At 39.6% G+C, this 26,686-nt stretch carries 26 protein-coding genes; 6 read left to right on the forward strand and 20 right to left on the reverse strand.

Features of this window, described 5'->3' with window-relative positions:
* Positions 1-219: 219 nt before the first annotated feature.
* Both E7L28_RS06575 and sfsA read right to left on the reverse strand, forming a co-directional pair.
* On the reverse strand, positions 220-1,023 hold the full coding sequence (locus E7L28_RS06575) for a hypothetical protein (protein ID WP_287510769.1): 804 nt from the start codon (positions 1,021-1,023) through the stop codon (positions 220-222).
* Positions 1,024-1,245: 222 nt separating this feature from the next.
* The gene (sfsA, locus tag E7L28_RS06580) at positions 1,246-2,511 is read right to left on the reverse strand and encodes a DNA/RNA nuclease SfsA (RefSeq protein WP_128114273.1); all 1,266 of its coding nucleotides are present in this window, start codon (positions 2,509-2,511) and stop codon (positions 1,246-1,248) included.
* A gap of 395 nt (positions 2,512-2,906) precedes the next feature.
* Here sfsA and E7L28_RS06585 point away from each other — a divergent pair, with 395 nt between their 5' ends.
* The 3 genes from E7L28_RS06585 to E7L28_RS06595 all read left to right on the forward strand — a co-directional run bounded on the left by E7L28_RS06585 (position 2,907) and on the right by E7L28_RS06595 (position 5,163).
* The gene (locus E7L28_RS06585; RefSeq protein ID WP_287501394.1) at positions 2,907-3,863 is read left to right on the forward strand and encodes a DUF1858 domain-containing protein; all 957 of its coding nucleotides are present in this window, start codon (positions 2,907-2,909) and stop codon (positions 3,861-3,863) included.
* 1 nt (position 3,864) lies between these two features.
* Positions 3,865-4,530 (forward strand): hypothetical protein, encoded by a 666-nt coding sequence (locus E7L28_RS06590; protein WP_287510771.1) that lies wholly within the window; start codon positions 3,865-3,867, stop codon positions 4,528-4,530.
* A gap of 345 nt (positions 4,531-4,875) precedes the next feature.
* A complete protein-coding gene (locus tag E7L28_RS06595; protein ID WP_155085745.1) occupies positions 4,876-5,163 on the forward strand; it encodes a cupin domain-containing protein in 288 nt (95 codons plus the stop codon).
* Between the two features lie 37 nt (positions 5,164-5,200).
* Here the strand turns inward: E7L28_RS06595 and E7L28_RS06600 are convergent, their stop codons facing one another.
* The 10 genes from E7L28_RS06600 to E7L28_RS06645 form a co-directional block, all read right to left on the reverse strand.
* A complete protein-coding gene (locus E7L28_RS06600) occupies positions 5,201-5,728 on the reverse strand; it encodes a nitroreductase family protein (protein ID WP_195213402.1) in 528 nt (175 codons plus the stop codon).
* Positions 5,729-5,836: 108 nt separating this feature from the next.
* Positions 5,837-6,295, reverse strand: a complete 459-nt coding sequence (locus tag E7L28_RS06605) for an OmpH family outer membrane protein (RefSeq protein WP_004698051.1) — start codon at positions 6,293-6,295, stop codon at positions 5,837-5,839.
* Between the two features lie 280 nt (positions 6,296-6,575).
* Complete coding sequence (locus tag E7L28_RS06610; protein ID WP_004698027.1) at positions 6,576-6,953, reverse strand: GerW family sporulation protein; 378 nt, start codon at positions 6,951-6,953, stop codon at positions 6,576-6,578.
* Between the two features lie 77 nt (positions 6,954-7,030).
* Entirely contained in the window at positions 7,031-8,170 is a 1,140-nt protein-coding gene (locus tag E7L28_RS06615) for a hypothetical protein (protein WP_278604939.1), read from the reverse strand.
* 29 nt (positions 8,171-8,199) lie between these two features.
* Positions 8,200-8,778: a cob(I)yrinic acid a,c-diamide adenosyltransferase gene (locus E7L28_RS06620; protein WP_004694402.1), complete on the reverse strand. Its 579-nt coding sequence runs from the start codon at positions 8,776-8,778 to the stop codon at positions 8,200-8,202.
* Between the two features lie 129 nt (positions 8,779-8,907).
* On the reverse strand, positions 8,908-9,864 hold the full coding sequence (locus tag E7L28_RS06625) for a M23 family metallopeptidase (RefSeq protein ID WP_021148795.1): 957 nt from the start codon (positions 9,862-9,864) through the stop codon (positions 8,908-8,910).
* A 9-nt stretch (positions 9,865-9,873) separates the two neighbouring features.
* Complete coding sequence (locus E7L28_RS06630; RefSeq protein ID WP_004694397.1) at positions 9,874-10,395, reverse strand: DUF4446 family protein; 522 nt, start codon at positions 10,393-10,395, stop codon at positions 9,874-9,876.
* A gap of 223 nt (positions 10,396-10,618) precedes the next feature.
* Complete coding sequence (gene hydF, locus E7L28_RS06635; protein WP_021148796.1) at positions 10,619-11,884, reverse strand: [FeFe] hydrogenase H-cluster maturation GTPase HydF; 1,266 nt, start codon at positions 11,882-11,884, stop codon at positions 10,619-10,621.
* A 287-nt stretch (positions 11,885-12,171) separates the two neighbouring features.
* Entirely contained in the window at positions 12,172-13,101 is a 930-nt protein-coding gene (locus tag E7L28_RS06640) for a ParB/RepB/Spo0J family partition protein (protein WP_120055203.1), read from the reverse strand.
* Positions 13,102-13,280: 179 nt separating this feature from the next.
* Positions 13,281-14,051 (reverse strand): ParA family protein, encoded by a 771-nt coding sequence (locus tag E7L28_RS06645; protein WP_004698040.1) that lies wholly within the window; start codon positions 14,049-14,051, stop codon positions 13,281-13,283.
* A gap of 922 nt (positions 14,052-14,973) precedes the next feature.
* Here E7L28_RS06645 and E7L28_RS06650 point away from each other — a divergent pair.
* Genes E7L28_RS06650 through E7L28_RS06660 form a run of 3 tightly spaced genes read left to right on the forward strand, consistent with a single transcriptional unit; the run spans position 14,974 to position 19,103 of the window.
* On the forward strand, positions 14,974-15,741 hold the full coding sequence (locus E7L28_RS06650; protein WP_004698043.1) for a hypothetical protein: 768 nt from the start codon (positions 14,974-14,976) through the stop codon (positions 15,739-15,741).
* 47 nt (positions 15,742-15,788) lie between these two features.
* Complete coding sequence (locus E7L28_RS06655; RefSeq protein ID WP_316711545.1) at positions 15,789-18,224, forward strand: homocysteine S-methyltransferase family protein; 2,436 nt, start codon at positions 15,789-15,791, stop codon at positions 18,222-18,224.
* Positions 18,225-18,245: 21 nt separating this feature from the next.
* Positions 18,246-19,103, forward strand: a complete 858-nt coding sequence (locus tag E7L28_RS06660; protein ID WP_123138245.1) for a methylenetetrahydrofolate reductase — start codon at positions 18,246-18,248, stop codon at positions 19,101-19,103.
* A gap of 172 nt (positions 19,104-19,275) precedes the next feature.
* On the opposite strand, the gene rsmG is transcribed toward E7L28_RS06660, so the two are convergent.
* The 8 genes from rsmG to rpmH form a co-directional block, all read right to left on the reverse strand.
* Positions 19,276-20,028 carry a 16S rRNA (guanine(527)-N(7))-methyltransferase RsmG gene (rsmG, locus tag E7L28_RS06665; RefSeq protein ID WP_123138246.1) on the reverse strand — a complete coding sequence of 251 codons (753 nt, stop codon included), beginning with the start codon at positions 20,026-20,028 and terminating at the stop codon, positions 19,276-19,278.
* A gap of 119 nt (positions 20,029-20,147) precedes the next feature.
* On the reverse strand, positions 20,148-22,019 hold the full coding sequence (gene mnmG, locus E7L28_RS06670; RefSeq protein WP_123138247.1) for a tRNA uridine-5-carboxymethylaminomethyl(34) synthesis enzyme MnmG: 1,872 nt from the start codon (positions 22,017-22,019) through the stop codon (positions 20,148-20,150).
* A gap of 50 nt (positions 22,020-22,069) precedes the next feature.
* Positions 22,070-23,455, reverse strand: a complete 1,386-nt coding sequence (mnmE, locus tag E7L28_RS06675) for a tRNA uridine-5-carboxymethylaminomethyl(34) synthesis GTPase MnmE (protein WP_287506703.1) — start codon at positions 23,453-23,455, stop codon at positions 22,070-22,072.
* A 181-nt stretch (positions 23,456-23,636) separates the two neighbouring features.
* Positions 23,637-24,434, reverse strand: a complete 798-nt coding sequence (gene jag, locus E7L28_RS06680; RefSeq protein ID WP_287517434.1) for an RNA-binding cell elongation regulator Jag/EloR — start codon at positions 24,432-24,434, stop codon at positions 23,637-23,639.
* An 11-nt stretch (positions 24,435-24,445) separates the two neighbouring features.
* Positions 24,446-25,111: a YidC/Oxa1 family membrane protein insertase gene (locus E7L28_RS06685; RefSeq protein ID WP_287506706.1), complete on the reverse strand. Its 666-nt coding sequence runs from the start codon at positions 25,109-25,111 to the stop codon at positions 24,446-24,448.
* Positions 25,112-25,281: 170 nt separating this feature from the next.
* The gene (yidD, locus tag E7L28_RS06690) at positions 25,282-25,503 is read right to left on the reverse strand and encodes a membrane protein insertion efficiency factor YidD (protein WP_012865047.1); all 222 of its coding nucleotides are present in this window, start codon (positions 25,501-25,503) and stop codon (positions 25,282-25,284) included.
* A 48-nt stretch (positions 25,504-25,551) separates the two neighbouring features.
* A complete protein-coding gene (gene rnpA / locus E7L28_RS06695) occupies positions 25,552-25,911 on the reverse strand; it encodes a ribonuclease P protein component (protein ID WP_004692947.1) in 360 nt (119 codons plus the stop codon).
* A 79-nt stretch (positions 25,912-25,990) separates the two neighbouring features.
* Positions 25,991-26,125, reverse strand: coding sequence for a 50S ribosomal protein L34 (gene rpmH, locus E7L28_RS06700; protein WP_004692946.1), 135 nt, complete (start codon positions 26,123-26,125; stop codon positions 25,991-25,993).
* Between the last annotated feature and the right edge of the window lie 561 nt (positions 26,126-26,686).

Raw genomic sequence — 26,686 nt, forward strand, 5'->3', positions numbered from 1 at the left:
TACTCCCCACATAAAATTAAAATACTTAAAAACGGTCCGACAAATTTGTCAGACCGCTAATTATTTAATTAAATCTTATAAAATAATACACTATCTCTTTCTATTGTATTATACCATAACTATGAATATTATCCTATGTCAGTCATCATCTTAAATCCTTTAGCAAATGAATTACTTTAGCCTACCTACATCTTGCTGTTACTACTATAAACTTCATATTTAATGCACCGCATGTTGTATCATATCATCTAAAATGCTAACAAAGTCTCGTTCTACAGCCGAAGTGTCGTTACCAGTACTGCCAATACCTGTTAGCATGGTTTCTTTCCAATCTTTTTTTGCCATAAATCGAAAGGCGATCAAATACTTAGCTTTTGTTTTGTCCGCTTCTCCTTTTGGTAGATAATAAAAGCCTACGCTTCTATCAGAACGAGGGTGCAATAACGCTGGGTTGTCTTGCGGTTTATACAGGCTATATATAGATTTCATAAAGGTTAGAATATCTCCACCCTTTACAGATTCGTCTACAAAGATAATCTCATCATATGTGAATAGAGATATCTTATTAGTACCTGCCACACGTGTCGCTTTAGACTTAGCTAACTCCAAGACTTCCTCGTGCGTCGCCATCCGCATGCCATACTGCTTAGCACGTTCCACTAACGAACCATTCAAATGAACTAAATACGCTTGTGAATACGCAAAATCCGCATCATTTTTTCGCTCCCCACCAGGGGCCGGCAATGTTGGCCACTTGACTACAGAATTTGTAGTAAAGGAAATACCATTACTTTCATCATAAAACACATACACATTTCGCTGGAATGGCTTCTCCTTCTCCACCACAGATGACTGAAGAACAAGATTCGGATGCACAACCGAGAACTCCTTCTCCACGCTAGACTTGATATCCTCTGGTGTCGCAGGATCACCATTCTCCGTCGTCCAAATGAAAGAACAACCACTCAACACTACACTACAAACACCAACGATACCTAACAACACATACCTAAACAACCTCATACACAAAACCTCCCCTCTCTCTATGTAGAAACTATAGAATGAATATGCTGGGATAACTATGGATAGGACTATATTATTATTGATGGGACACCTTTATAACTAGCGTATTAAAAAGGGCTATTACCTATTGATGAGCGACTTAGGTCACTATGGAGCGAAGAGATAGGTAATAGCACTTTTTAATTAATTACGTATATAGTTCTCAGGCCCCATCAATAATAATTACCTATTAACTAGTTCATCTAGCATATTCATCCTGTAATTTTCTATTACGTTTATAAAGAATTGATTGTGTATCGGGTTTTCGCTCATTCCGAATAGATGGCTATTGCAGTCACAGTCGCTACATCCAAAGTTCGGTACATTCCATTCCGCAATAGCTCGCACTGCATCAGCGAGAGCACATTCTACGTCAATTTTGGTTAGTTCTATATCTGCGCTTTCACGAGCAGCTGGAGCATCGTCAGAGAGTTTACCTTTACGCCGTTCTTGAGCAGAAGTTGTCATAGCCTGCGGCCTCCCACTAGTACGAATCGGCAAGCCCGCTATCATTTCACAGTGACCGCGGAAGTAATCTAAGTGCCAATGCATTTTCTTCCGTTTTCGTTTATGCCGTTCAATGCGTTTCGTTAAATTTGCCTTTGCAGAGCCTACGTACATATAGTAACCAGGTTTGAAATGCATCATCCCTTTAGAACCGATTTCGAGATCTAGATCGTGATTGAGGTGCATGACCATCACATACACGCCACTATCATGAGCCTCTGTGTCGAGGATATAACTAGGATAGGAACATTCATGTGTCACCGTAGGCATGGTGAAAGTCTCATCCCACGCCACAGCCACAGCTTTCCAATCTAATGAAGGTGCCACCTCTTTAAAGGTTTTGGCAAATTCCAAATCCGTATGATAATCTGGCAAGAACCACTGCGCTTGATCCCATTGTACGAGGAATAGAACACCCGTGTGGTAGCCTTCATTTTGTAATTCTTTCAGATGCAATAAATGCTTGCGGCCTCGCTCTGTAATAGCATCAGGGAACATGGCTCCCATCTTAGAGAACAAGGTACAGGATTTAACCTCTAGTAAAAACTCATCCCCCTTATCATTGGTGAGGAGCAAGTCAAATCGAGATGATGTGCCATGTAGTTTAACCGTATATTCCCGTCTCACTACGCGCCACTCCTCCCAACCAGGGATACATTTATTTTCAATCAAATGTTGCGCCACATCGTTGCTGTAGTTTGTATCGAGCATGATAACAACGCCATCGCGCTCGATGCCTACCACGCGATATTTCGTCTTCGCATCCGGTTTATCATGAGGCACGATGTACATCGTTACCCCCGTAAACAAGAGCTCCCACATGCGACCAGGATTTGGCAAATGAGCGAGTACACTTTCACCATTCAAATCTAAAGTCACCACAAAACGGTTTGGGCGACCTATATATGTTGCTTTTAAAATAGTATCGTAAAGGACTTTCATCGTTTCTCCTACATCAAGAACATTCTATATGTCTATTATACGATATATAACCCATGGGTTTCATCTGTAAACAGTATCGTATATAATGATAGTTAGTAAACAATCAATAATTAATATTAAAAAAGTTCTATTTTTGTAGCTTGAGTTACATTATTGTTTGTTAAAATGGTTTATACTAAGAGCGTCGGGTCAGTATTCTAAATACCCATACTGATCATTACGCCGGGTTTTGATGAGGCATCGCCTAGTTGATCTCATCCCACTTGTCCGTATATATGTGCGAAGCTTTCACAAAACCCTAGGGCGTAAATAATTAATATATAAAGAGTTTTATAGATTAACTAAGTAGTTTTAGCCACTATTCTCCGCAGAGAGGGCTCGAGAAAGGATTTAATATGGCACAAATTGCAGCAAATTTACAACGCATAAAAAACGGTCAACGCCGTTATGCAATTACACCTCGCGTTCCTGCAGGTTTCATTCAACCAGATCAATTACAAAAATATATCGACGTAGCGAATGAGTTCGGCGCTGTTCTCAAATTAACTGGCAGCCAACGCATTATGATTACGAATTTGAAAGCAGAAGACGTAGATAAAGCATGGGAAATGCTTGGCATGGAGCCAGCATACACTGTGTCCAACCGCGTGCGCAGCGTAAAAATCTGCCCAGGTACTACCTTCTGTAAACGCGCTAAACAAGACAGCGTACACCTTGGCATGCAAATCGAACGCAAATATTTATCTCTTGAAATGCCAAGTAAAATGAAAATCGGTGTGTCCGGTTGTCCAAACTCTTGTACTGAAAGCCGCATGAAAGATGTGGGCGTTATCGGTACTGTAGATGGTTGGAATGTATACGCTGGCGGTAGCGGCGGCGCGCATCCTCGCATCGGCGACCTCATCGCAGAAGTTAAAACAGAAAAAGAAGCTCTTGCATTAGTTGATCGAATCATCGCATACTATAAAGAAAACGCACAAATCGAACGCATGGGCGAATTCATCGACCGCATTGGTTTAGAGGCTTTCAAAGTAGCTGTATTGGGCGACCTTGAAGGGGCTCCAGCTGAAAGCAAATCCGAAGAACCAGCTGTGTTCTTGCCTGGTCAAGGTAACGATCCTGAAGTAGAAGCACCACGTCTCGAAGCAGGTTCCCCTATCACTCCAGACACAATTATTCGCGACATCGTTGAAACCTACCCACATGTTGTACCTGTATTACAAGGTATTGGTATGGGCTGCTTAGGTTGCCCATCTGCAACAGCTGAGCCATTATGGCAAGCCGCAGAAATCCACGGTTTTAATGTATACGATTTAGTAGAGAAATTAGAAACAGCACGAAAAGGAGCTTAATATGTCCGCATTCTTAGGTCACATCCATTACTGGTTATATCGCAAAATTCAATTGCTCGTTGAGCGTGAAAATTTGATTTTAGAAAAAACTTCTAAAGTTGTTGATGATTTGGCGGAGGAACTACACTCCATCTCCGTAGATACATACGGCGAGCCAATTAATCCAAGCATTCCCTTGGAAAATATCATCGACCATGGCAATATTCACGGCTGGTTAGCTAACCAAATCAACATTGCTTCCGTTCGTGAAGCAGCTTTCATCAAAGATATGCTCGACACAAATTCCGGCGATGAAGCAGTACACGTAGTAACCGCTATTCTAGATGCCTTTGCAGTACAAGGCCAAGCATGTGGCGTTGTGGCTCAAGATAACCTTGAAGAACACACTGCACCAGCGATTTACAATGCGTTACAAAACTTCTACGTAAATGGCATGCCTTGCGATGGTGGTGACCAAGTGGTTTCTGAAAGCCCAGATGAATTTACCTGGGTTGGCGACCACAGATTACAAGCAGGCTACTGGCGTACAGCGGGCGTTGACCCTAAATTCATGGCATTAGCCTACCAAACATGGTTCGAAGCTTTTGTAAAAGCTATCGATCCAGCCTTTGAACTTGTAACGACTGAAGAAAACGGCATACGTTTATATACAATTAAGAAAAAATAAATCCATAACAGTTCGTTTGATTAAGAAAATATAAACGGATGAAAATGGACGAAAAAACGAACGTAACATGTTACGTTCGTTTTTTATATAGTAAATATATCGTTGTATATTTAATTAATCTTTATATATCCAATCTACCAACATTTACTCCACCCTATTTTACTCAATATAGGTAAAAAAAGCATACAATGTTGAATGTAACATATTTTTTCAAAACTGTAGCTATAGGCACAGCATTGATAAGCAATATCATTTATAATATAATCATAAGGTAATTACACAATGTAAAATTAAGTGTTAGCGTAAGCTTTCAGAACATAAAAAGCTAGAATTAGGAGGTCTATTATGGCAGGCACAGTTAATCAAGAATTAGGTTTATTATTCCAAGGTCCTAACTATGTAATCGTAAAAAAAGGCGGCAAAGCTGGTGAAAAGGTGGAAAAACACAACCACCCAGAAGCTAATGTCATTTTTACAGTAGTAAAAGGTAAAGTACAAGTACTTCTTAACGAAACTGAAGAACATGTACTCGTACCAGGTCAAGTATTGGAATTCAACGGCGATAACTACATCCAAGCAACACTTGTAGAAGACAGCGAATTCGTTGTAAACCTCATTCACAAACCTGAATAAAATACCAAAGGACAGTTGATACAAGCAACTGTCCTTTTTATATGGTGAAGGAGTTATAAGTTGTAAATTCCCCCACATCAAAGCGTTTCGTATGACCTGGTGCAGGAACACAGTCTGAATGAGGGTAACCAATTGGGAAGATGGCTACAGGAATGATATTATCAGGCAAAGCATAAGCTTCCCGCACTTTAGCAGGATCAAAGTGAGCAATCCACGTTGTGCCTAAACCGATATCGGCTACGGTAAATATAATGTGAGAGCCTACAATGCTGGCATCTACAACGCCTAAGTCTTCATCGTCGTATTCCCGCTTCCAGCTCACCGTATTATCGTAACAAACAATGATTGCCAACGGTGCATTAAAGTGACCATTTGTGCAGCCTTTTAATTTGTTTAAGCTCTCTTCAGTATTTAATACAAGCAGTCTTTGCGGCTGGTAGTTATGAGCCGTAGGTGCTAATCTAGCTACTTCTAACAAAATATCAACCTTCTCTTGCTCCACTGGTCGAGTATCGAATTTTCGAACCGAATACCGCTCTGTGGCTAATGCTTTAAATTCTTTCATTAGATCTCACTCCTTTATCGGATTTATCAAAATATATTTTAAACAGTAAGTATCTTATATAATAAATAACCCCCTATCTGATTACTCAGTTAGGGGGTTTTGTGCTTATTATTTTTTAAGACGGCTAATTACTTCGTTAGTAATGTTTTCGATTTTGCTGTTTGCGTCAGCAGCACGAATTGTGTATGGATCATCCAATACTACGTCCATTTGTTTTTCAACACGGATAGCTTCAACAGTGTTATGAATTGCTTGCATCATAGGTTGAGCAATTTTATTGATTTCTTCGTTTTCTTTTTGAAGCAATGGAGCTACAGTTTTGTTGAATTCTGCTTCTGCTTGTGCAGAGTCTTTAATCTTTTCAATTTCTTGTACTTTTTTTTCAATTTGTGGACGGTATTGAGCGTCTACTTGTTGCATTTTCATATCTAATGCACCATAGCCAGGGTAGCTATTTACTACTTGGCTCATATTTACTAAGCCAATGTTAGCAGCACTTGCTACTGCAGCAGTAGCAGACATAGCACCAACGATAGCTAAGGTAGTCAATTTTTTAGATAATTTCATCTGAAATCCTCCTCGATTAAAAGTGTCACTATACAATCCAATAGTGTACTATTTTTACTATAGCAAATCTTGCTAAATTTCACAAGACTATGATAAATAGCATAATAAAGCCCTATGAACCACTTATGAAAGTTATTAGAACTTAAAATAATACCCACAAGCATACTCTGAGACCCTTAAAGCAGTCGATACAAACATATTCAGAACACACATGTGGGCATTTCAACTTTCACCAATTATTTATAATTTGTCATCAAATTATGGTTTATTATTCACCGAATTATTGTTCATCATTTAAATAGATGTATTTATCGGATTTCAATTTGGACACGAGATCAGGTACCAAACCGATAAGACGATCAAAGCTGCTGCTGTAAGGGTTGCCCTTAATGTTGAACAATTCGATGCGGTCACCTTTAATAACAAGGATTGCGCTTGGTTCCATTTTGGCACCACCGCCACCGCCGCCAGATTCTTGGCTCTTATTGGCTGTGCAGTGGTTTGTACCAGTACCGAAGCCAAAGGTTACATCAACAAATGGAACGAGTGTAGTATCGCCAATTTGCACAGCTTCACCAACTACAGTTTCCACTTTGATCATATTTTTAAACTTCTCGAATAGGACTTCCAAATTCTCTTTTACATTACTGTTCTCCATCACAGTACCTCCGCTTTTTGTGAAAGTATTATAGCTATAATAATACAGCTCATATACTCAATTGACTTTATATATCCTTACGCTGTTTGACCCTGTTCGGCTTTTAGCTTTTCTAGTTGCTTGGCTTCCTTCCGTTTAACCCAGAAGACACGAGCACTTTCACCCAATAGGGAACGCATAGGTTTAGATACCAAGAATCTAGTACCATACCACGCCAATACGGCAAGAATCATACGACCTTTAATATGGCCGCTGCCTTCAGCTACCCAGTTCACATAATCTATCTCAATAGACTCTGCTTGCTCAGGCCAAATGCTATACAACATAGATGCAATAAGCCCCATCCGATACGGATCACCAATACCAAATCGGCCCTCTATAGCCATATCACGTGGTTTAGAGTGGTTATAGCATCGTTTCGACACAAGGAATATCTGACGCCACAACTCTATATTTCCCAAGTGTTTCATGAACCAGAATGTAGGAATTTCAGACTTGAATGATGCTACCGGATCATTGGGATCAGGCTTTCCAAAACGTTGTTTCACAGTCGTTTTAATATCATTTACCTTTGTAAATACCTTTTCCTTGATAGATCCGTCACTATTGAAAGTAACATGACTTATTACTTCATCATCATCTTGAATATGAGCCGTTGGATCCTGTTGTATCGAATCATACCGCTCAGCACGAGCTTGTGCATCCATATCCTTAGAAACCGCATCAGGTCGCTCAATACGCTCCTTTGCCCTAGGTGCGCTCCCCGCCCCTGGTGATTCGTCATCATCAAAGATTGTATTGGAGCCTTGGGCGCTCTTCAAGTCATCAAAGCTTGTGCCGCTAGAGCTTGCAGTTGGACCTTGTCCGCCTCCTTGCATAGCCTTTGCAAAAGCTTCTGCCTGTGATATGTCGCCGTCATCATCCATTACCTTTTGATATTCTTCATCTACACGATTTTCAAGCCATTGTTCATAGTCTTTCACAGGACCGATCTTAAGTACACCTAAAACGTATAATTCCTTAAAAAATGGTTTATTTTGAATGTACGCTAAGTGGAGTGAAAATACGCGCGACAGCCATTTGATGCGCAGCTCGCCACGATATGGTGTCCGCCCATCAATTTCGATGCTATATGTGATTGGTGCCAGTAGGATAGTCAAGATGAGTGCTACAATGATGGCCACAATAACGAGGGCCACAATAGCCACTGTACTCAACCACATCACCTCCTTAGGTGTTCCTATGATTAGTTTTCAATGCCTTTTCGAGCCATTACGCCTTGTAGGTAGTAATGTTTAATCTCTTTCATCTCCGTTACGAGATCGGCCTCATCAATTAATTCTTGAGGAGCCCCACGTCCCGTAAATACGAGTTCCGTTTCTGGATGACGAGCATCGAGTAAAGCTTTAGTTTTATCCCATGTAATGAGTTCAAAGAAGAGAGCCATATTGTACTCATCAAGTACAACGAGGTCGTACTCACCACTGCTGATAGCAGCGAGTGCACGTTCATAGCCTTTTTCGATGAGCGCTACATAATCCTTCGGAGGATTACCAGACTCAAAGACAACGACTTCATCGCCCCATTTAGCAAGTTCATCCTTACTCTTCATCCCTTCTTTGATGATAAAGAATGGCTTGCCCACAGTTTCTAAGGTTAAATTTGTTAAGGTAGGTAAAATAGTATGCTCACTATATACTTTAGATTTCATAAATTGTAAGAAGAGGACTTTCTTGCCAGCGCCGATGGCACGAATGGCTAGGCCGATTGCGGCAGTTGTTTTGCCCTTGCCTTCGCCGGTATAAACTTGTACATAGGCCTTCATAGATATACCTCCGTTCATATACTTTTATTTTACAATATATATATACAAAAGGAAAGAAAAAGAACTTGCTATAAGCGCATATGCACGCATAACAAGTTCTTTTTAGGTCTTATATAAGCTTTTATATTTCTAATTGCTAATTGGTAAGAAGATCATAGGGTCTACAGGCGTATTGTTAAGGCGTACCTCGTAGTGAACGTGGGCACCCGTACTTTTACCAGTACTACCCATCAAAGCTATGGTTTGACCTTGTTTCACGCTCATCCCTACCGTTACCAATACGGCACTATTATGGCCATAACGGGTAACAAAGCCATTGCCATGATCGATTTCAACGAGATTACCATAACCGCCGCTTGTATACCCCGCAAAGGTTACCACCCCTGCCGCAGTAGCCACGATTTGGGAACCATAGTCATCGGCAATATCGATACCTTCATGGAATGCACCAATAGCACCCGTAACAGGGTCAACACGGCTACCAAATGGAGATGTAATAACGCCCTTACTTGGCCAAATACTAGGTGTCGTACTATTCACAGCACCACCAGAACCAGCGGAGAAATTGATGGATTGTAATGCCATCAAATCTTGTGCGCCACCATCGCGAAGGATATTGCGCATCGTATAGAAACTAACAAGCAATTTTTGTGCTTCCTTATCCATTTTGGATAGTCGAGCCGATAATTGTGCCGCTGTTAACGTCTGTGCTTCACTATTATCAGCGGCTTCCTGCTTTGGGTCGCTACCATCCCCGCCACCTTGAGCTGGTGTGCCAGATTCAGCGCCCTTCAGCATTTGCTTATTCTCTTCACTAATTTGATTTAAGTTTTGAATTTTCTTATCCAGAACTTCTGTTTTTTGTTGTAACAATTTCAACTGTTCCGATTGCAATTGCGTTTGTTGACGTAATTGCACAATCTCAGCTTGGCGCACGATGCCCCAAATACCGAGTACCAATCCCAAGACCAATACTACGGAACCAATAATGGCAACGAGTTTCGCTTGCTTGGTAGTTAATGTCAATATGCAGTTGTCACCATTTCTTTCAACTTTGTTTGAAATGAATGCCGGTATTTTCAACATAAAACTTCCTTATTTCGAGACGATAGCGCTCGTTAACGCTTCCTCATTGGTACGCTCACCCAATGCTTCGTTCAAACTTTCTAATTCTTCTTGTGAAAGACTTACTAAACTTTTACCTTTCACAATAGGTTTACTAAAAATACGAGATTCGCTACGACCGTAAATACTGGAGATACAGATGCCATTATTGTTGCCATCTAGCAAGGTAAGCGCAAAGGACAGATCATTTCCGATATTTTCAAAGGCATTATACTTAATAAAGCCAATTTTTTGTATCGTATTACTCTGAATATTGCGGATTGCCACTTGCTCAGATAACAAGGACTCAAGGCCCTTCGCAGCATCGCGAATTTCACTAACCTCTACAGATAATTTACGCTCTAGGCTCGCACCATGCTCCCCTTGCATAAAGAAATCGTATTTCTTTTTCAAGCTACCTAAACGAATGTGTAAGATTACACAATATACGAATAACACTATAACAAGAACGATGGTAACCATGCCTATCCACGGTTGAATCGATTCGAACATGTATTTTCCTTCCTATACAATCATCAAAACTCCAACAGTTAATTATACCACTCCTATTGTGAAAGTTAAATGACTGCATGCAATTTAATTTAATATATCTAATATTTAATATATCTAATATAGATAAATGATACCTATATAATAATGTATATAACAAGCATGTAATGTATATCTAAATGTATGTATTACATACATATTACAATGCTATTTATTAGGCTATTTATCAGCCCTCTAGTTCGTCAACAAATGGGCTTATTGCTCGTTCTAGTATACCATGTAGAGCTGCTATGAGTACACCGTAATTTACAATGGGTGTACCTTGTACAACAGCGCATTCTATACGACGTAACACCTCACGGCGTGTTAACATACAAGCACCACAGTGGATGATCAAATCATACTGTGATACATCCTTAGGGAATGCTCCCCCACTAGTGAATTCTAACTGTAAATCTGTATAGCCTTGCTTCTTTAAAAGATTAGGTATTTTTACAGTCCCAATATCATCGCATTGACGGCGATGTGTACAACCTTCACTGATGAGAACCTTGGAACCAGCTTTCAAATTCTTAATAGCCTTAACACCAGCTACTAAATCCTGTAATTTTCCCTTGAACCGCGCCATCAAAATAGAAAAAGACGTCAACGGAATCGAATCAGGTGTTAACTCATCAACCCGATCAAACGCTTGGGAGTCACAGATTACCATTTTAGGGGGATTCTTAAGCGAGTGAATCATAGCCGGTAATTCTTCTGTTTGGCAGACTAAAGCTAGGCCTTTATGATCGAGAATTTCTCGGATAGTCTGTACCTGTGGCAAGATGAGTCGCCCCTTTGGTGCGGCACTGTCGATAGGACATACAAGAATGATTGTATCCCCCTCTTCAACTAAACCTTGTAAAAGAGTTTGCTCCCCTTCTACATCAAGTGGTGTTAGCCCACCGAGTAGATCAAGCAACTCTAATCGTTTCGCATCAGATGTGAAGTCAGCAGAGCCAATGACAGTAACCAAATCAGATAAACCCGTATGCTCTGCTATATAACGCTCTCCCAGTATATCTCTACCTACACTAGCTTTAGACTCCGTTAAATTGTTTGGCACCGCATTAATCTCATTAATGAAAAGTGCAACAGGTATATTATTTTGTTTCAAAAGACCTAACCAGTGCATATCGTCGGAGGTTGGCTCTTCATCGGTACGAAGCACATAAACAGCCAAGTTAATCTTTTTCACGACCTCTTCTGTTTTCTCCATGCGCAATGCACCTAATTCAGTTGTATCATCTATACCAGCAGTATCAGTAATCACCACAGGGCCAAGTGGTAAGATTTCCATAGCTTTGCTTACAGGATCTGTTGTAGTCCCTGCCACATCGGATACTAACGATACAGGCTGATCAGTTAACATATTGATCAATGTAGACTTACCGGCATTACAACGGCCAAAAAAGCCAATATGTATGCGGTTTGCCTTAGGTGTTTGTTCCATAACCTATCCTTGTTACTTAACCTTCACATATATTACAAATATATTATAAAGCTTCTGATAAATTATCTAATAACTTATCCTATTATTTATTATAATCTCTTAAAATACAGTAAAAGCGCAGCCCGTAGACTACACTTTTACTGCAGATTGTTATTATTACTATTACGACTATTGCAATTGCTATAGCTGTTATTATTGTTATTGTTGTTACTATTATCGTTACTATTATTGTTGGTGTTACGGCTATTGCTATTGCTATTGCTTTTGCTATTGCTTTTGCTAGCCAATTATACTCTAAACTCTATTGTTTCCGTATCTTCTGTTTGATCTTGCCCATCCATATATGCAATAAGTCTTTCTAATTCAGCTTCAGAGGAGAAAGCAATTTCAATTTTTCCTTGTACTTTTTTGCCTGCACGGAATTTAATATTCACAGGGGACCCTAAGCTTAGTTTTAAACGGTCCATTAGGGCACGAACCTCTGCCGTATTTTGAGGTTTACCAGTCTTTGCTTTAGACGATTTATTTTGCATAGACTTAACAAGGGCCTCTGCTTGTCTAGCACTTAGCTCACCCTCTTTAATACGTTCAGCTGCTTCTATTTGTTGAGCTGCACTTCTTAACGCTAATAATGGACGAGCTTGACCAACCGTTAAATCACCTTCGATAAGATCCTTTTGTACAGAATCACATAATTTTAAAAGACGAACCATATTAGCAATATATGAACGGCTACGGCCAAGACGAGCAGAAATCATTTCTTGCGTTTGCTTATAAGTATCCATCAATCCTTGATAAGCCAATGCTTCTTCAATGGGATCTAATCCTTCACGTTGTAGGTTCTCTACAAGAGCAACCTCTGTCATTTCTTCGGTATTATATTTTTTAACAATAACTGGTACTGTTTTCAATCCAGCAATCATAGCAGCACGATAACGGCGCTCACCAGCTACAATTTGATATTTATTCTTTTGTTTACGAACTACAATCGGTTGGAAAATACCAAGATTCTTGATTGATTCAGCCAATGTAGCTAGACTATCTTCATCAAAACTTTTACGCGGTTGATCTACATTTGGAACTAACTCAGAAATTGGCAGTTCATGTATCTCCTTTTCAGGCAATACAGACTCTACAGAGTCAACCTTCATTAAATTCTCAAGGCCCTTCCCCAATCCAGACGCTTTGCTTTTTTTGCTTTTAATTTCTCTTGGCATACAACTAACCTCTCTCGGCCTTACAAATATTTACAAATTTAAAATATGTAAATCACGCAAACCACCAAAAACTAATATTCTTAGCATTAGATACATACATATAACAGATACTTATTACCTTTAGGTACTTACTTCGCTTTTGTGTTTATTGAGCTTTAATACTTATTTATCTCTAGTGCTTATTTAGTTTTAGATGCTTTAATTACCTCTTTAGCTAATTTCGTATATACATCAGCACCTTTGGATTTTGGATCATATACAATGATTGGCTCCCCATAACTAGGTGCCTCACTTAAACGTACATTACGAGGAATAATTGTTTTATATACTTTATTGCCAAAGAATTTTTTTACTTCATCGGCTACTTGAATCGATAAATTTGTGCGGCCATCAAACATAGTCAATAGCACGCCTTCAATTTCAAGATCCTTATTTGATGTTTGTTGTACAATTGTTATCGTTTTAACTAATTGACTAACCCCTTCCAATGCGTAAAATTCACTTTGAATCGGAATCAATACACTATCAGCAGCAGTGAAGGCATTTAATGTTAATAACCCGAGAGATGGTGGACAGTCAATAACGATAAAATCATATGTATCTCTTACTGACGCTAATGCTTTTTTCAACATTGTTTCACGTGAAACAACGGAAACTAGTTCTACTTCAGCACCAGCTAGTTGAATTGTTGCAGGCGCCACAAATAGGTTTTCAAGCATTGTAGGTTGTACAATATCAGCAATTGGTTCTCCATCAATTAGAACATCATGCACACAGAGCTCTAAATCATCCTTTTCAATACCTAACCCAGAACTAGCATTACCTTGTGGATCCAAATCAACCAGTAATACTTTTTTACCTGCATCAGCTAAACAAGCACTCAAATTTACTGATGTTGTAGTTTTACCAACACCGCCTTTTTGATTAGTAATAGCTATAACTTTGCCCACTTAATTCACCTCACATCTTCGTTCAAAATATTTCTTTTCCATTATAACATAAAACAATGCTAATTACGGTATTTATAAATCAAATTCTCATTAATTTTTTATCTACTATATTATTTTATTTATCTACTACATTTTTCCCACTTACATTTATATTACGCACATAAACTTATAGGTAAATAACTTCATTAATATAATTACAACACTTATTTTTTATTGTTTCACGTGAAACATAGCAATTTATTCCTTTACTATATAGTACAACACAAAATAAGAAAAATTACATCAAATGTTTTATAAGTTTTACGATTAAATGTTTCACGTGAAACATCTAAGGATTAAAATCTAACGCAAAAATTAAGTTATAAAATTAATAAAAAATTTTACAGTAAAAAATTATCATATTAATATAAATCTATACCAATAGACAAATATACACAAAATTATTTTATATCATTTTTTTTATTTATAGAACAACACCATTAGCGAAAGGTATAAAGTAATCAACTTTTGATCGGTAACATTATATATAACAATAATATACGAAATGTAATGAACTAATATTAATATACTTATATACTCATAACAAATTATTAGATTATATTTAATAAATTGTTTCACGTGAAACATTATGGTTAACATTAAACATATAAAACCTTCATCATCAATAACTTTTATGAACAAAAATCATTTTGATATAACTTTAAACTATACCTATATACTACTAAATTATATGAGAATACAGGCCCCATATACTTTGACAGGTATTATTCATATCTATATACTATTAGTTAGATAGTAATTAGATTGATAATCTTAAGAGTCTAGAAAAATCACTTTATAAGATCTATATATACAATTGATAACAGTAAGCACACGCTCTACGGATACGCAGAGCTTTTTATTTTGAAGAGGAGGCGTTTCTATGCCCATCTATAACGGAATGCTTCCTGCCATCGACAAAGCAGAAGTAAAACGATACGCAGGACTTCGTCACGCTGAGGATTTCCCACAAAACTATGTTGACGAAGCATGTAAGGAAATCCAATTATTGGCTACACCTAGGGGTGTATATCAAGAATATGATTACGATGCAGAAACAAAAACAATTTTAAGCAATCCACCACTTAAAATTGAAGGGTCTATCATCGAAAAGCATCTAGAAAAATCTACTAAAGTATACGTATTAGGCGTAACAGTTGGAGAAGATGTAGAAATTCGTAGTGAACAGTTATTTAAACAAGGTAACTATACGGTGGGTTTATTACTTGATGCAGCAGCCACAACTGCTGTAGAACAGGTAGCTGATCAGGTAAACGAAGTAATCAATACAATTGCTAAAAAACAAGGCTATAAGCCAACTTGGCGTTTTAGCCCTGGTTATGGCAACTGGCCACTAGAAATCCAACCACAATTAGCTAAAATCATCAAAACAGAGATGATTGGCTTACAAGTAACAGAGAACTATTTATTATTCCCACGTAAGTCTGTAACGGCTATCATCGGTTTAATGCCAGCAAACGAAGATATTAAAACTAAACGAGGCTGTACATCTTGTTCACAACAAAACTGTGCATCTCGAAAATTACCAGAGAAAGCAACAGTCAACACCCAAGATGGGGGAGAAGAGGAAGGTAGTAAAACTACTGCCGACATTTCTGGTATTGCCATGAAGGGGCAACCAATACAATAGTGTTTCACGTGAAACATTGTAATTTAGGATGTTAAAGGAAGATGTTTATGTATATATTTGACGGTGCTATGGGCACAATGCTTCAAGCGGCAGGCTTAGAAGAAGGCTATTGTCCAGAGCTATTTAATATTGAAAGACCAGAAGTAGTAAAGGATATTCATGCTCAATACTTACAACATGGCAGTGATGTAATCACTACCAATACATTCGGTGCTTGTGGTCTTAAATTAGAAGATTATGATTTACAGGATCGCGTAAGAGAAATCAATATTGCAGCTGTGAAGGTAGCAAAAGAAGCCATTGCAGAGACTAAACCAACTGCTCGTGTAGCAGGTTCTATGGGACCTACAGGTCGTTTTTTACAACCATTAGGCAATATGAGCTTTGATGCTATTTACGACACATACCGCGAGCAAGCCGAGGCTTTAATCGAAGCTGGTGTTGATTTCATCATCATTGAAACTATTATTGACGTACAAGAAATGCGTGCCGCTTTATTAGCATCTTTAGATGCGCGCGAAGCAGCAGGCAAAACGAAAGAAGATGTACAAATCATTTGCCAATTTTCTTTCAGTGAAGATGGTCGTACTATTACTGGTACACCGCCAGCTGTAGCAACTTCAATTGTTGAAGCTATGGGTGCTGATATCATCGGTATTAACTGTTCTCTTGGACCTGAGCAAATCACACCGCTAATCGAAGAGATTGCCAGCGTTACAAACTTACCAATCAGCTGTCAACCAAATGCCGGTATGCCACAACTGATTAATAAACAAACTGTATTCCCACTTACAGCAGAAGAAATGGGACCATTGATGCTCGATATCGTTGATGCAGGCGCTAGTTATGTTGGTGGTTGCTGCGGTACGACACCAGCTCATATTCAATCTATTTCCGATGCGGTGAAAGCTCATACGCCAAAAGAACGTACCCACATTACACCTAAAACAATTATTACAAGTCGTACTAAACTTTTAGAGTTGGGCCATCATACAAAACCGCTTATCATTGGTGAACGTATTAACCCAACAGGTCGTAAAGTACTCGCTCAAGAATTGCGCGATGGCTCTTTCATTCGTGTAAAGCGCGATGCCTTAGATCAAGTAGAGGCAGGCGCAGATATCCTCGATGTAAACATGGGCGTAGCTGGCATGGATCAAACTCCATTGATGGAACGAGCAATCTTTGAATTATCCATGCTCGTTGAAACTCCATTGTCTATCGATACATTGGACCCAGCAGCTATGGAAGTAGCTCTTAAAAACTACCCAGGCCGCGCTCTTATTAACTCCGTAAATGGGGAGGAGGAGTCCATCACTCAAGTTATGCCTTTAGCTAAACGATACGGTGCAGCATTGCTTTGCTTGCCATTATCCAGTGGTGACCTTCCTGAAAAAGCAGAGGACCGCGTTACTTTAGCTGAAAGTATCGTAAATCGCGCGTATGGTTATGGTCTTCAACCACATGACTTATTACTCGATCCATTGGTATTAACACTTGCCAGCGGTGAAGATAGTGCACGCCAAACATTGCGTACACTACAATTATATAAAGAAAAATTTGGCTTCCCAACAGTAATGGGCTTGTCCAATATTTCCTTCGGTATGCCTCAGCGTCCATATTTGAACGGCCAATTTTTAACAATGGCTCTCGCATGTGGCTTAACAACACCGATTATGAATCCACTCAATTATCCAGCAAAAAAAGCATTTGTATCTAGTACTACCTTACTAGGCTGGGACCCAGGTTCTGCTGAATTTATTAAAGAATACGGCTATGAAGACGAAACTACCGCTCCTGGTAACACTGCTCCTAAAGGGCCAGATAAAAAATCCTTCGATAGTAATGATCCTTTAGCCAATATTCGCGCATGTGTAGAACAAGGCGAAAAAGAAGCTATCATTGATCTTGTAAAAAAAGCCTTAGCAGATGGTATCGATCCATTAGATCTTACGAAAAAAGGCTTATCTGAAGCGATGAACGTAGTGGGGGATAAGTTTGGTTCTGGTAAGTTATTCTTACCACAAGTAATGCTTGCTGCTGAAACAATGCAGGCTGCTTTCAACACCATTAAAGAAATTATTCCTGCTAGTGAAAGCTTAGATAAAGGCACCGTTGTCGTAGCTACAGTTAAAGGCGACATTCATGATTTAGGTAAAAATATCGTAGCAGCATTGCTCGAAAACAATGGTTACAAAATCGTCGACCTTGGTAAGGACGTTGACCCAGAAGTTATCGTACAAGCTATTAAAGATAACAAAGCTGCCCTCGTTGGCATCTGTTCCTTGATGACGACAACCATGCCACAAATCGACAATACTATCGCTGCTATCCGTGCAGCAGGCCTTAAAACTAAGGTCATGGTTGGTGGCGCCGTAGTATCTCAAGACTACGCAGACCAAGCAGGCGCGGATATCTACGCTAAGGACGGCATCGCTGCTGTTAACCATGCTAACGATTTCTTTGAAACACTAGAAAAATAATGTATAGTAACGAGGTACATGATGACATTAAGAGAAAAACATCAACAAGGGCAGTTCACCATTACTGTTGAATTGGATCCTCCTAAAAGCAGTTCTGCAGAAAAGACCTTCGAACAAGCAGCCCGTTTGAAAGGGAAGGTGGATGCTATCAACATCGCTGATAGCCCTATGTCCAAAATGCGCATGAGCCCAATTTCTCTTTCTTATTTATTACAACATAACAAAGAAATTGAAACTATTTTCCACCTTACATGCCGCGACCGTAATATTATCGGATTGCAATCTGAATTACTCGGTGCAGCAGCTTTGGGCGTGCATAATATTTTAACACTCACTGGTGATAAACCAGATAATGGGGACCATCCATTTGCACAATCCGTATTTGAAGTCGACTGTATGGGACTACTCAACATCGCTAAGACATTAAATGCAGGCAAAGACCTTGCAGGTAATGACCTAGACGCACCTACAAACTTCTACATCGGTGCCACTGGTAATCCTGGTGCTCCAGATTTAGAGATTGAACGCCAAAAATTAGCTGCTAAAATTCAAAATGGCGCTCACTTTGTACAAACACAACCAATTTACGATTTAGAACAGGCAAAACGCTACATTGACAAGATGTCTGAATTCGATGTACCTATCATGCTAGGCTTGATTCCACTTAAAAGCTTTAAAATGGCTACATACCTCCATGAAAAAGTGCCTGGAATTAACCTTACTCAAGAAATCTTGGACCGCATGGAAAAAGGTGGTAAAGAAGCGGGTACAGAAATTGCGATTGAAACACTTGAACAAATCAAGAAAATTGCAGCAGGCGTACATATTATGCCTTTAAATGATATCGATACAACGTTACATATTATTGACCACGTATAAGTCATTTTAATGTTTGCATAGAATACCTTTCCCACGGACTCCAAAGCGAGCTAAGTCATTCCTAATGAAAAGGAAAGAGGATGCAAATATAAGATTTGCATCCTCTTTTTGTACTTGTTTTGTATTGTATTGCTAGTTTTATTAAGTTTCACACGGTATGTACTAGTGAAAATCATACTAATGGTTTATCTTTGATTTCTTTTGGTTTCCGTGGGTATTGTTTTGGCGTTTTTCCCGTTTTCTTTATATATATGATTGCTCGTTTATCATCTAGGGTTGGCAGAGTAATGGTTCTTACTTCTTCGATAGTGGCTTTTAGTATGCTAAGAGCTTTATTAGATTCTTTAACTTCTTCTTCGTAGATAGCTCCTTTTAAAGCAACTACATATCCACCTTCTTTTACATAGGGCACAGTCCATTCTAAAAGAATCGGCAAACGTGCCACGGCACGGCTCGTAGCAATATCAAAGCTTTCACGGTAATCTTGATGACTCAAATCCTCCGCACGTCCGTGTAAGGTAGTACAGTTCGTCAGTTTTAGTTCATCTATAACCGATTCCAAAAAGTTAAGCCGCTTTTTTAAAGAATCAAACAGGGTAACCTTGAGGCTACGGTCATAGATAGCCAATGGAATACCAGGAAAACCTGCACCGGTACCAACATCGATAATCGTCATGCCAGATTTGATAATTTCAGAATCATAACATGAGAGGGAGTCAATCATATGCTTAATCACGACCTCTTTCATGTCTGTAATACCCGTTAGATTGAGATATTTATTTGTTTCAATCATATGCACATAATACAAGTAAAAGTCTTTTACCTGTTCTTCTGTACAGGGCAAACCAAAATGACTCATTTGCTCCATCATATACGAAACAAATTCAGACTGAGGTGCTATAGGCACATCGTATTTTTCTTTCATAAGTACTCCTAATGAATTGTCTAATATGTATAGGACAATAAGATTTGTAGGAAATATCTTTTAAAAAGTTCATATAAATTGCATGTTATTACATGAATTCATATTATTACATGCTATTTTTATTTACTTCTGTTGTATTGCTCTAATTGGATCAATAGAACAGATACGTCTGCAGGGGAGACGCCAGAGATACGGCTTGCTTGGCCGATGGAGTGAGGACGAATCTTGTTGAGCTTTTGTTGAGCTTCAAGAGAAATGCCCTTAATTTCTGTGTAGTCCCATTCTTTTGGAAGAATTTTTTCTTCTAGTTTGCGAACTTTATCGACTTGGTCCATTTGCTTTTTAATGTACCCTTCGTAGGTAATGGAAATATCGACAGCCTCTTCTACATCAGGTGTATAGCGTTTCAAACCAAATGCATCAGCTACATTGGCGTAAGAGAGTTCATTACGTTTTACTAAATCATAAGCGTGAATACCTGTTCTAATAGGTGCTGTACCTAAACCTTCAAGCAAAACTTGTGTTTCTTTGGATGGATTGACAGGTGTATTTCGTAACATATCCATTGCTTCTTCGATAGCAGCTTTCTTTGCTGTAAATTTGGCCCAACGATCGTCTTTTACAAGACCGATTTCACGGCCTTTTTCTGTAAGACGCAGGTCTGCATTATCTTGACGAAGCAATAGACGGTATTCACTGCGGCTTGTCATCATGCGGTACGGTTCATTTGTACCTTTTGTTACAAGATCATCGATAAGAACACCGATGTACGCTTCGGAGCGAGCAAGGATGAACGGTTCCTTTCCTTGAATCCACAATGCTGCGTTGATACCAGCCATGAGGCCTTGAGCAGCCGCTTCTTCATAGCCGGATGTACCGTTGGCTTGACCTGCAGAGTAGAGACCTTCAATATGTTTCACTTGAAGTGCTGGTGTCAATTGCGTTGGATTCAAGCAATCGTATTCGATAGCATAGGCAGGACGCATAATTTCAACATTCTCAAGACCTGGGATGGTACGCAAGAAAGCATATTGTACATCCATTGGAAGAGACGTACTCATACCTTGTACATACATTTCATTTGTACCCGTGCCTTCTGGTTCTACGAATAATTGATGGCGTTCTTTATCGGCAAAGCGCACTACTTTATCTTCGATGGAAGGACAGTAACGAGGGCCTACGCCTTCGATTTTGCCACTATACATAGGAGCCCGGTGAATATTGCTATGAATGATTTCGTGCGTTTCTTTATTAGTATAGGTCAACCAACATACATCTTCATTACGATTAATCCATTCATCCATGAAGGAAAATGCGTGATGATGTGCATCGCCTTCTTGAACTACCATATTTTCGAGGTTTAAAGTACGTTTATCTACACGTGCTGGTGTACCCGTCTTAAAGCGCATCAATTCAATACCATTATCGAGTAAGGATTGAGAGAAATGTTCCGCTACGCGTTGACCATTTGGACCGCCCACATAATCGATATCACCGATGAGGATTTTACCTTTCAAATAGGTACCTGTACAAAGAATAATAGCCTTAGCACCATAAAATTCACCAAGCTCTGTAACGATACCTATTACCTTATCATCCTCAACCTTAAGTTCTGTCACCATGATTTGCTTAACATTAAGATTATCTGTATTCTCCAATGTTTGTTTCATCAAATGTTGGTATTTAATCTTGTCGGATTGGCAGCGCAAAGAATGAACGGCAGGCCCTTTGCCCATATTGAGCATACGCATTTGGATAGCCGTAGCATCCGCATTGATACCCATTTGACCGCCTAATGCGTCAACTTCGTAAACAAGATGGCTTTTACCAGGGCCACCCACGGCAGGGTTGCACGGCATAAGCGCAATATTATCTAAACTGATAGTCGCCATCAACGTGCGATGACCCATGCGGGCAGTAGCGAGAGCCGCCTCACAACCAGCATGACCGCCACCGATGACGATGACATCATAATTATCTACTGTGTACATATCAATTAAATTCCTTATATTTGTTACTTATCTTACTGTGAAAGTTTAAATCACTTACCAAGGCAAAAACGACTAAACAATTCATCTATCATGCTTTCTCGGATGGTATCGCCCGTGATGTCGCCTAGTAGTTCCCAAGCGCTACGCAAGTCGGTGGCCACAAAGTCTACAGGCATGCCCATGTCGATAGAGGAGAGGGCTTGTTCTACTTGAGCCTTCGCTTGTTCCATGAGGCTGATGTGGCGCACATTACTGATCATGGCGCTATTGTCTTGTTTTACGCGACCGCCGTAGACGAGTTCTTGCACCCATTTGGCAAGAACCGCAGAGCCTTCGCCTTCTTTAGCACTGATTCGTTCGATAGCCGTGAAGGTTCCGTGTTCTTTAATATTTTCATCTGTAACGACTTGTGCCACATCGGACTTATTAAGGAGTACGATAGTATTCAAACCGCTCACAGAGGTCAAAATTTCGATTTCTTCAGGGGTTAAAGGAGTAGACCCGTCTATAACACAAAGCACGATGTCTGCTTTGTTAATATAATCACGAGCACGCTCAACACCGAGGGCTTCCACCGTATCTTGTGTGTCGCGAATACCTGCTGTATCGATGAGGCGCAAGGAAATGCCTTCTACGGTCATATATTCTTCAATACTATCGCGTGTCGTCCCCGGAATATCCGTTACGATAGCGCGATTTTCGCGCAAGAGAGCATTCATAAGGCTCGATTTACCTGCATTTGGACGGCCTACGATAACCGTTGTAATACCGTCCCGAATAAGGCGACCTGTGTTTGCTGTGGACAAGAGTTCATCCATAGCTTTCAAAATAGGCTGCAACTGTTCGCGAACCTCTTGGCTCGTTACGTCTTCTATATCCTCCTCAGGATAGTCGATGGTTACCTCTAAATGAGCAATCATGGCGATGAGCTGTTCACGCACATCTTTTACAAAGGATGAAACAGTTCCATCTAGCTGAGCCACAGCGAGGGAGAGGGAGTCCTCTGTTTTTGCTTCAATAATATCAATGATCGCCTCCGCTTGCGTGAGGTCGATACGTCCGTTCATAAAGGCACGCTTCGTAAATTCACCGGCATCAGCCATGCGCACATCGTGATTGACGAGCAATTTTAGAATTTGTCGAACTGGCACAATACCGCCGTGACACTGAATTTCTACCACATCTTCCGCCGTGTAAGAATGAGGGCCTTTCATTAATAATACAAGAACCTCGTCGATGGTCTTGTTCATTGTAGGATCCACAATGGTCCCATATTGTATCGTTCTATTTTGGCGATCCATCAAAGGAACGGTGCCAGTGCTCTTGAACAGGCTATTTACAATAGGAAAACTATCCTTGCCGCTAACACGAATAATACCAACCCCACCGATGCCGGGCGGTGTCGCAATGGCCGCTATTGTATCATCTATATACATACATATCTCCGTATTTCGATTATTATCTTTTATATGTTCTTCGCCTGTGAAAGTTAAACTAAACCAATCTTACCCGCGCGAAGATTAACTTAGGTTAGCTTTCACCATAACCTAAAGAATAAAGGGAACAGCCCTCAAGTAACGGAGAATACCAGTTACCTGAAAGCTGCACCATTATATTTTATTTTTTGTACGAAATCACAACGTGACGGAATGGTTCATCCCCTTCACTGTTGGTAATAACATTTTTATCCCCTTGAAGGGCGGTATGAATGATTTTACGTTCAAAAGCATTCATCGGTTCTAAAGAAACCTTTTGACGATTGCGTTTCACCTTAGAAGCCAAGCGTTTCGCGAGATTCACCAATGTTTCTTCTCGGCGAGAGCGATAATTTTCCACATCTACCACGATATGGCAATGGCCAGATACATCCTTGTGAGCCACAAGATTTGTTAAGTATTGAATAGCATCTAATGTTTGACCATGTTTACCAATCAAAATACCTAGCTCTTCGCCGTGTACTTGGAATGTAATTTTATCTTTCGTCATCATTTTTTCGATAACAACAGTGAGGCCCATTTGTGTAAACATATCATCGAGGAATTGTTTACCTTTTTCAGCAATTTCTTGTTGATCCTCTTTTGAAAGTTCCTTTTTAGAAGGTTTTTCTTCTACAGTACTTTCAGAAGTTTCAGCTGCCGTATCTTGTACTTCTGTTTCGCTTGTTGCCACTGGTTCGGAAGCAATAGCTATAGATTGTTCTTTAACATTAGCTGCTTCTTCTGCAGTAGCAGATTTAGCTAAAGCGGTGAAGAATAAACGAACAACTGCTGGTTTACGACCAATGCCTAAAAATCCACTAGAAGGTTGTTCTAAGACCTTAGTTTCTACCAATTCTTGACCTTCAGAGGCCAATTGAGCTACACCTTTAGCAATGGCATCTTCAATGGTTTTAGCAGATACATCGATAAATTCCATAGTGCCTCCTATTATTTAGCTTCTAAGCCTTTGTAAATGAAATGTTGTTGTACAAATTGGAACACATTGGATACGATCCAGTAAATAACTAAGCCAGAAGGGAAGTTAAGAGAAATGTAACCAATGAATAGAGGCATAAAGATTGTCATAATCTTTTGTTGTTGCGCAGCAGCACCAGTTGCACCACTACTAGTTTGACGAGACATAACCCATGTGGATAATGCACTCAAAACTGGCAAGATGTACATTGGATCTGGTTCGCCAAGACTAGGAAGCCATAAGAACTGTACATAGTTTTGATCGTATGGATAGCTTTGTAAAGCATAGAAGATAGCGATCAAGAATGGCATTTGCACCAATAGAGGCAAGCAGCCCGCTAATGGGTTAACACCCATTTCTTTGTACAATGCACCCATTTCCGCTTGCAGTTTTGCAGGATCATTTTTGTATTTATCTTGCAATTCTTTCATGCGAGGCTGCAACTCTTGCATAGCCTTCATGGATTTGATTTGTTTAACAGTAAGTGGCGCCAAAATCGCTTTAATAACGATTGTTAAAAGGATAATAGCCACACCGTAGCTTGGATAACCTATCATTTGAGTCAATTGGAACGCATAGGTTACCAATGTGCTCATCAATTCAACGATAGGGTGGAATATACTACTTAAAAATTCCATTGTTTCTCCTTTTTCTTACAGTCCGAAACCGTCCTTTGCGCATCTATATATCGTTATGGTATGGTCTAAATTTCATCCATACAGATGCTCAGGTATTTCCAAAATTGTGCTAGATGGTTATTGTAAAAGTTGCTTTCACAGACCACAAAACTAGCCTAATCTAAAATAGATTATGGCACTGGATCGTAGCCACCCTTATGGAAAGGATGGCAGCGAAGAATGCGTTTTAAACCCATCCAGCTACCTTTCAAAGGACCATATTTTTCGATGGCCTGCAGAGTATATGTGGAACATGTCGGATAATAACGGCAACATCCAGGTTTTAAGGGAGATATGGCGAGCTGATAAAACCTAATTAAAAGTCGTAAAAGCATGGTTATACAGCGTTTCATGGAAACCTCCATATACACAAAAAGGACCAAAGCCTCTAACTTGTGGTCCTATTTATCATTTTGTATCAATAATTTGCTTTTCCGCAAGAGATACAAAATCTCCTTTTCCGCTTTTTCGTAGGTAGCGTTTTTCAGAGGGCCACGTCCAACAATTACGATATGATACCCTTCGCGAATGGCGTGCTGATTGAGGCGATATACCTCTTTCATAAGGCGTCTAGCTCGGTTGCGCTCCACTGCACAACCAACCTTTTTACCTGTTACAAAACCAATGCGCGTAGGTTGCTTTGCCACGGGCATACGATACAGTACACACATACGGCCTACTTCGTATTTTCCGTGCTTATACACAAGGCGATATTCATTATTGTGCGTCAGTCGTCTTGCTTTATCAAGGCAATAATCCATATGCATTGTCCTTAAGTCCTAAGAATAGAAAAACTTGGCAGCAGCGCCAAGTTTTTTCTCCTGCCTAACAGCTATTATATTATGCAGATAAGCGTTTTCTGCCTTTTGCACGTCTTCTTTTCAAAACGAGACGGCCACCAATAGTTTTCATGCGTTCACGGAAACCATGGGTACGTTTTCTCCAAAGAGTATTTGGTTGGTAAGTACGTTTCATTAGTAAAACACCTCCTCGTCATTCTGTATTGTTTTACTTATACCATAACAGGGTAATTATAGAGGTAAAACGTAAATTTGTCAATATAATAAAGGGGTTCTGCTGTGAGTTCTTGTATTTTTGAAAATAATTCTACTACACATTTTATCCTGTAATTGATGTTACGTTTCCAGGGGGAGGAATATAGGGCTCCTTCATCGCTCCATACTCATCGTAAAGTCGCTCAAAAGGACCCTATATTCCCTCCCTAAGGCAACCCTAATGTCACCTTCAACACCACTACACGATGTAAACGTAACATCAATTTATCAACATACAAGAACTCACAATTCAAATCTTTTTATACTTTGGCAAATTTATGTTTTGATCTCCAGTTGAAGAGAGGGGAGGAATAGATGTGGTTTTCTCCCTCCATACTCATCGTAAGTCGGTCAAAAATCCACATCTATTCCTGCTCCTAAGACTCCCTTTTAGAAAAATCACTAGTTTGTCATTTTTATCTATCATTTATTTTTGATTATCTGAAGGTTGATGTTGTTATGTTCATCAATTACTTTTCCA

This window comes from Veillonella parvula (assembly GCF_032575955.1).
GTDB classification, from domain to species: domain Bacteria; phylum Bacillota; class Negativicutes; order Veillonellales; family Veillonellaceae; genus Veillonella; species Veillonella parvula_J.

What these genes read in the sequence shown, in the direction of transcription:
- E7L28_RS06600 (WP_195213402.1), bottom strand. Translation starts at nt 5,728, where the DNA reads ATGAAAGAATTTAAAGCATTAGCCACAGAGCGGTATTCGGTTCGAAAA.
- E7L28_RS06590 (WP_287510771.1), top strand. Translation starts at nt 3,865, where the DNA reads ATGTCCGCATTCTTAGGTCACATCCATTACTGGTTATATCGCAAAATT.
- E7L28_RS06620 (WP_004694402.1), bottom strand. Translation starts at nt 8,778, where the DNA reads ATGAAGGCCTATGTACAAGTTTATACCGGCGAAGGCAAGGGCAAAACA.
- E7L28_RS06685 (WP_287506706.1), bottom strand. Translation starts at nt 25,111, where the DNA reads ATGGAATTTTTAAGTAGTATATTCCACCCTATCGTTGAATTGATGAGC.
- E7L28_RS06640 (WP_120055203.1), bottom strand. Translation starts at nt 13,101, where the DNA reads ATGCCAAGAGAAATTAAAAGCAAAAAAAGCAAAGCGTCTGGATTGGGG.
- E7L28_RS06605 (WP_004698051.1), bottom strand. Translation starts at nt 6,295, where the DNA reads ATGAAATTATCTAAAAAATTGACTACCTTAGCTATCGTTGGTGCTATG.
- mnmE (WP_287506703.1), bottom strand. Translation starts at nt 23,455, where the DNA reads ATGTATATAGATGATACAATAGCGGCCATTGCGACACCGCCCGGCATC.
- E7L28_RS06585 (WP_287501394.1), top strand. Translation starts at nt 2,907, where the DNA reads ATGGCACAAATTGCAGCAAATTTACAACGCATAAAAAACGGTCAACGC.
- E7L28_RS06610 (WP_004698027.1), bottom strand. Translation starts at nt 6,953, where the DNA reads ATGGAGAACAGTAATGTAAAAGAGAATTTGGAAGTCCTATTCGAGAAG.
- E7L28_RS06575 (WP_287510769.1), bottom strand. Translation starts at nt 1,023, where the DNA reads ATGAGGTTGTTTAGGTATGTGTTGTTAGGTATCGTTGGTGTTTGTAGT.
- E7L28_RS06650 (WP_004698043.1), top strand. Translation starts at nt 14,974, where the DNA reads ATGCCCATCTATAACGGAATGCTTCCTGCCATCGACAAAGCAGAAGTA.
- rpmH (WP_004692946.1), bottom strand. Translation starts at nt 26,125, where the DNA reads ATGAAACGTACTTACCAACCAAATACTCTTTGGAGAAAACGTACCCAT.
- jag (WP_287517434.1), bottom strand. Translation starts at nt 24,434, where the DNA reads ATGGAATTTATCGATGTATCTGCTAAAACCATTGAAGATGCCATTGCT.
- rsmG (WP_123138246.1), bottom strand. Translation starts at nt 20,028, where the DNA reads ATGAAAGAAAAATACGATGTGCCTATAGCACCTCAGTCTGAATTTGTT.
- mnmG (WP_123138247.1), bottom strand. Translation starts at nt 22,019, where the DNA reads ATGTACACAGTAGATAATTATGATGTCATCGTCATCGGTGGCGGTCAT.
- E7L28_RS06660 (WP_123138245.1), top strand. Translation starts at nt 18,246, where the DNA reads ATGACATTAAGAGAAAAACATCAACAAGGGCAGTTCACCATTACTGTT.
- E7L28_RS06655 (WP_316711545.1), top strand. Translation starts at nt 15,789, where the DNA reads ATGTATATATTTGACGGTGCTATGGGCACAATGCTTCAAGCGGCAGGC.
- E7L28_RS06625 (WP_021148795.1), bottom strand. Translation starts at nt 9,864, where the DNA reads ATGTTGAAAATACCGGCATTCATTTCAAACAAAGTTGAAAGAAATGGT.
- E7L28_RS06595 (WP_155085745.1), top strand. Translation starts at nt 4,876, where the DNA reads ATGGCAGGCACAGTTAATCAAGAATTAGGTTTATTATTCCAAGGTCCT.
- rnpA (WP_004692947.1), bottom strand. Translation starts at nt 25,911, where the DNA reads ATGGATTATTGCCTTGATAAAGCAAGACGACTGACGCACAATAATGAA.
- hydF (WP_021148796.1), bottom strand. Translation starts at nt 11,884, where the DNA reads ATGGAACAAACACCTAAGGCAAACCGCATACATATTGGCTTTTTTGGC.
- sfsA (WP_128114273.1), bottom strand. Translation starts at nt 2,511, where the DNA reads ATGAAAGTCCTTTACGATACTATTTTAAAAGCAACATATATAGGTCGC.
- yidD (WP_012865047.1), bottom strand. Translation starts at nt 25,503, where the DNA reads ATGAAACGCTGTATAACCATGCTTTTACGACTTTTAATTAGGTTTTAT.
- E7L28_RS06630 (WP_004694397.1), bottom strand. Translation starts at nt 10,395, where the DNA reads ATGTTCGAATCGATTCAACCGTGGATAGGCATGGTTACCATCGTTCTT.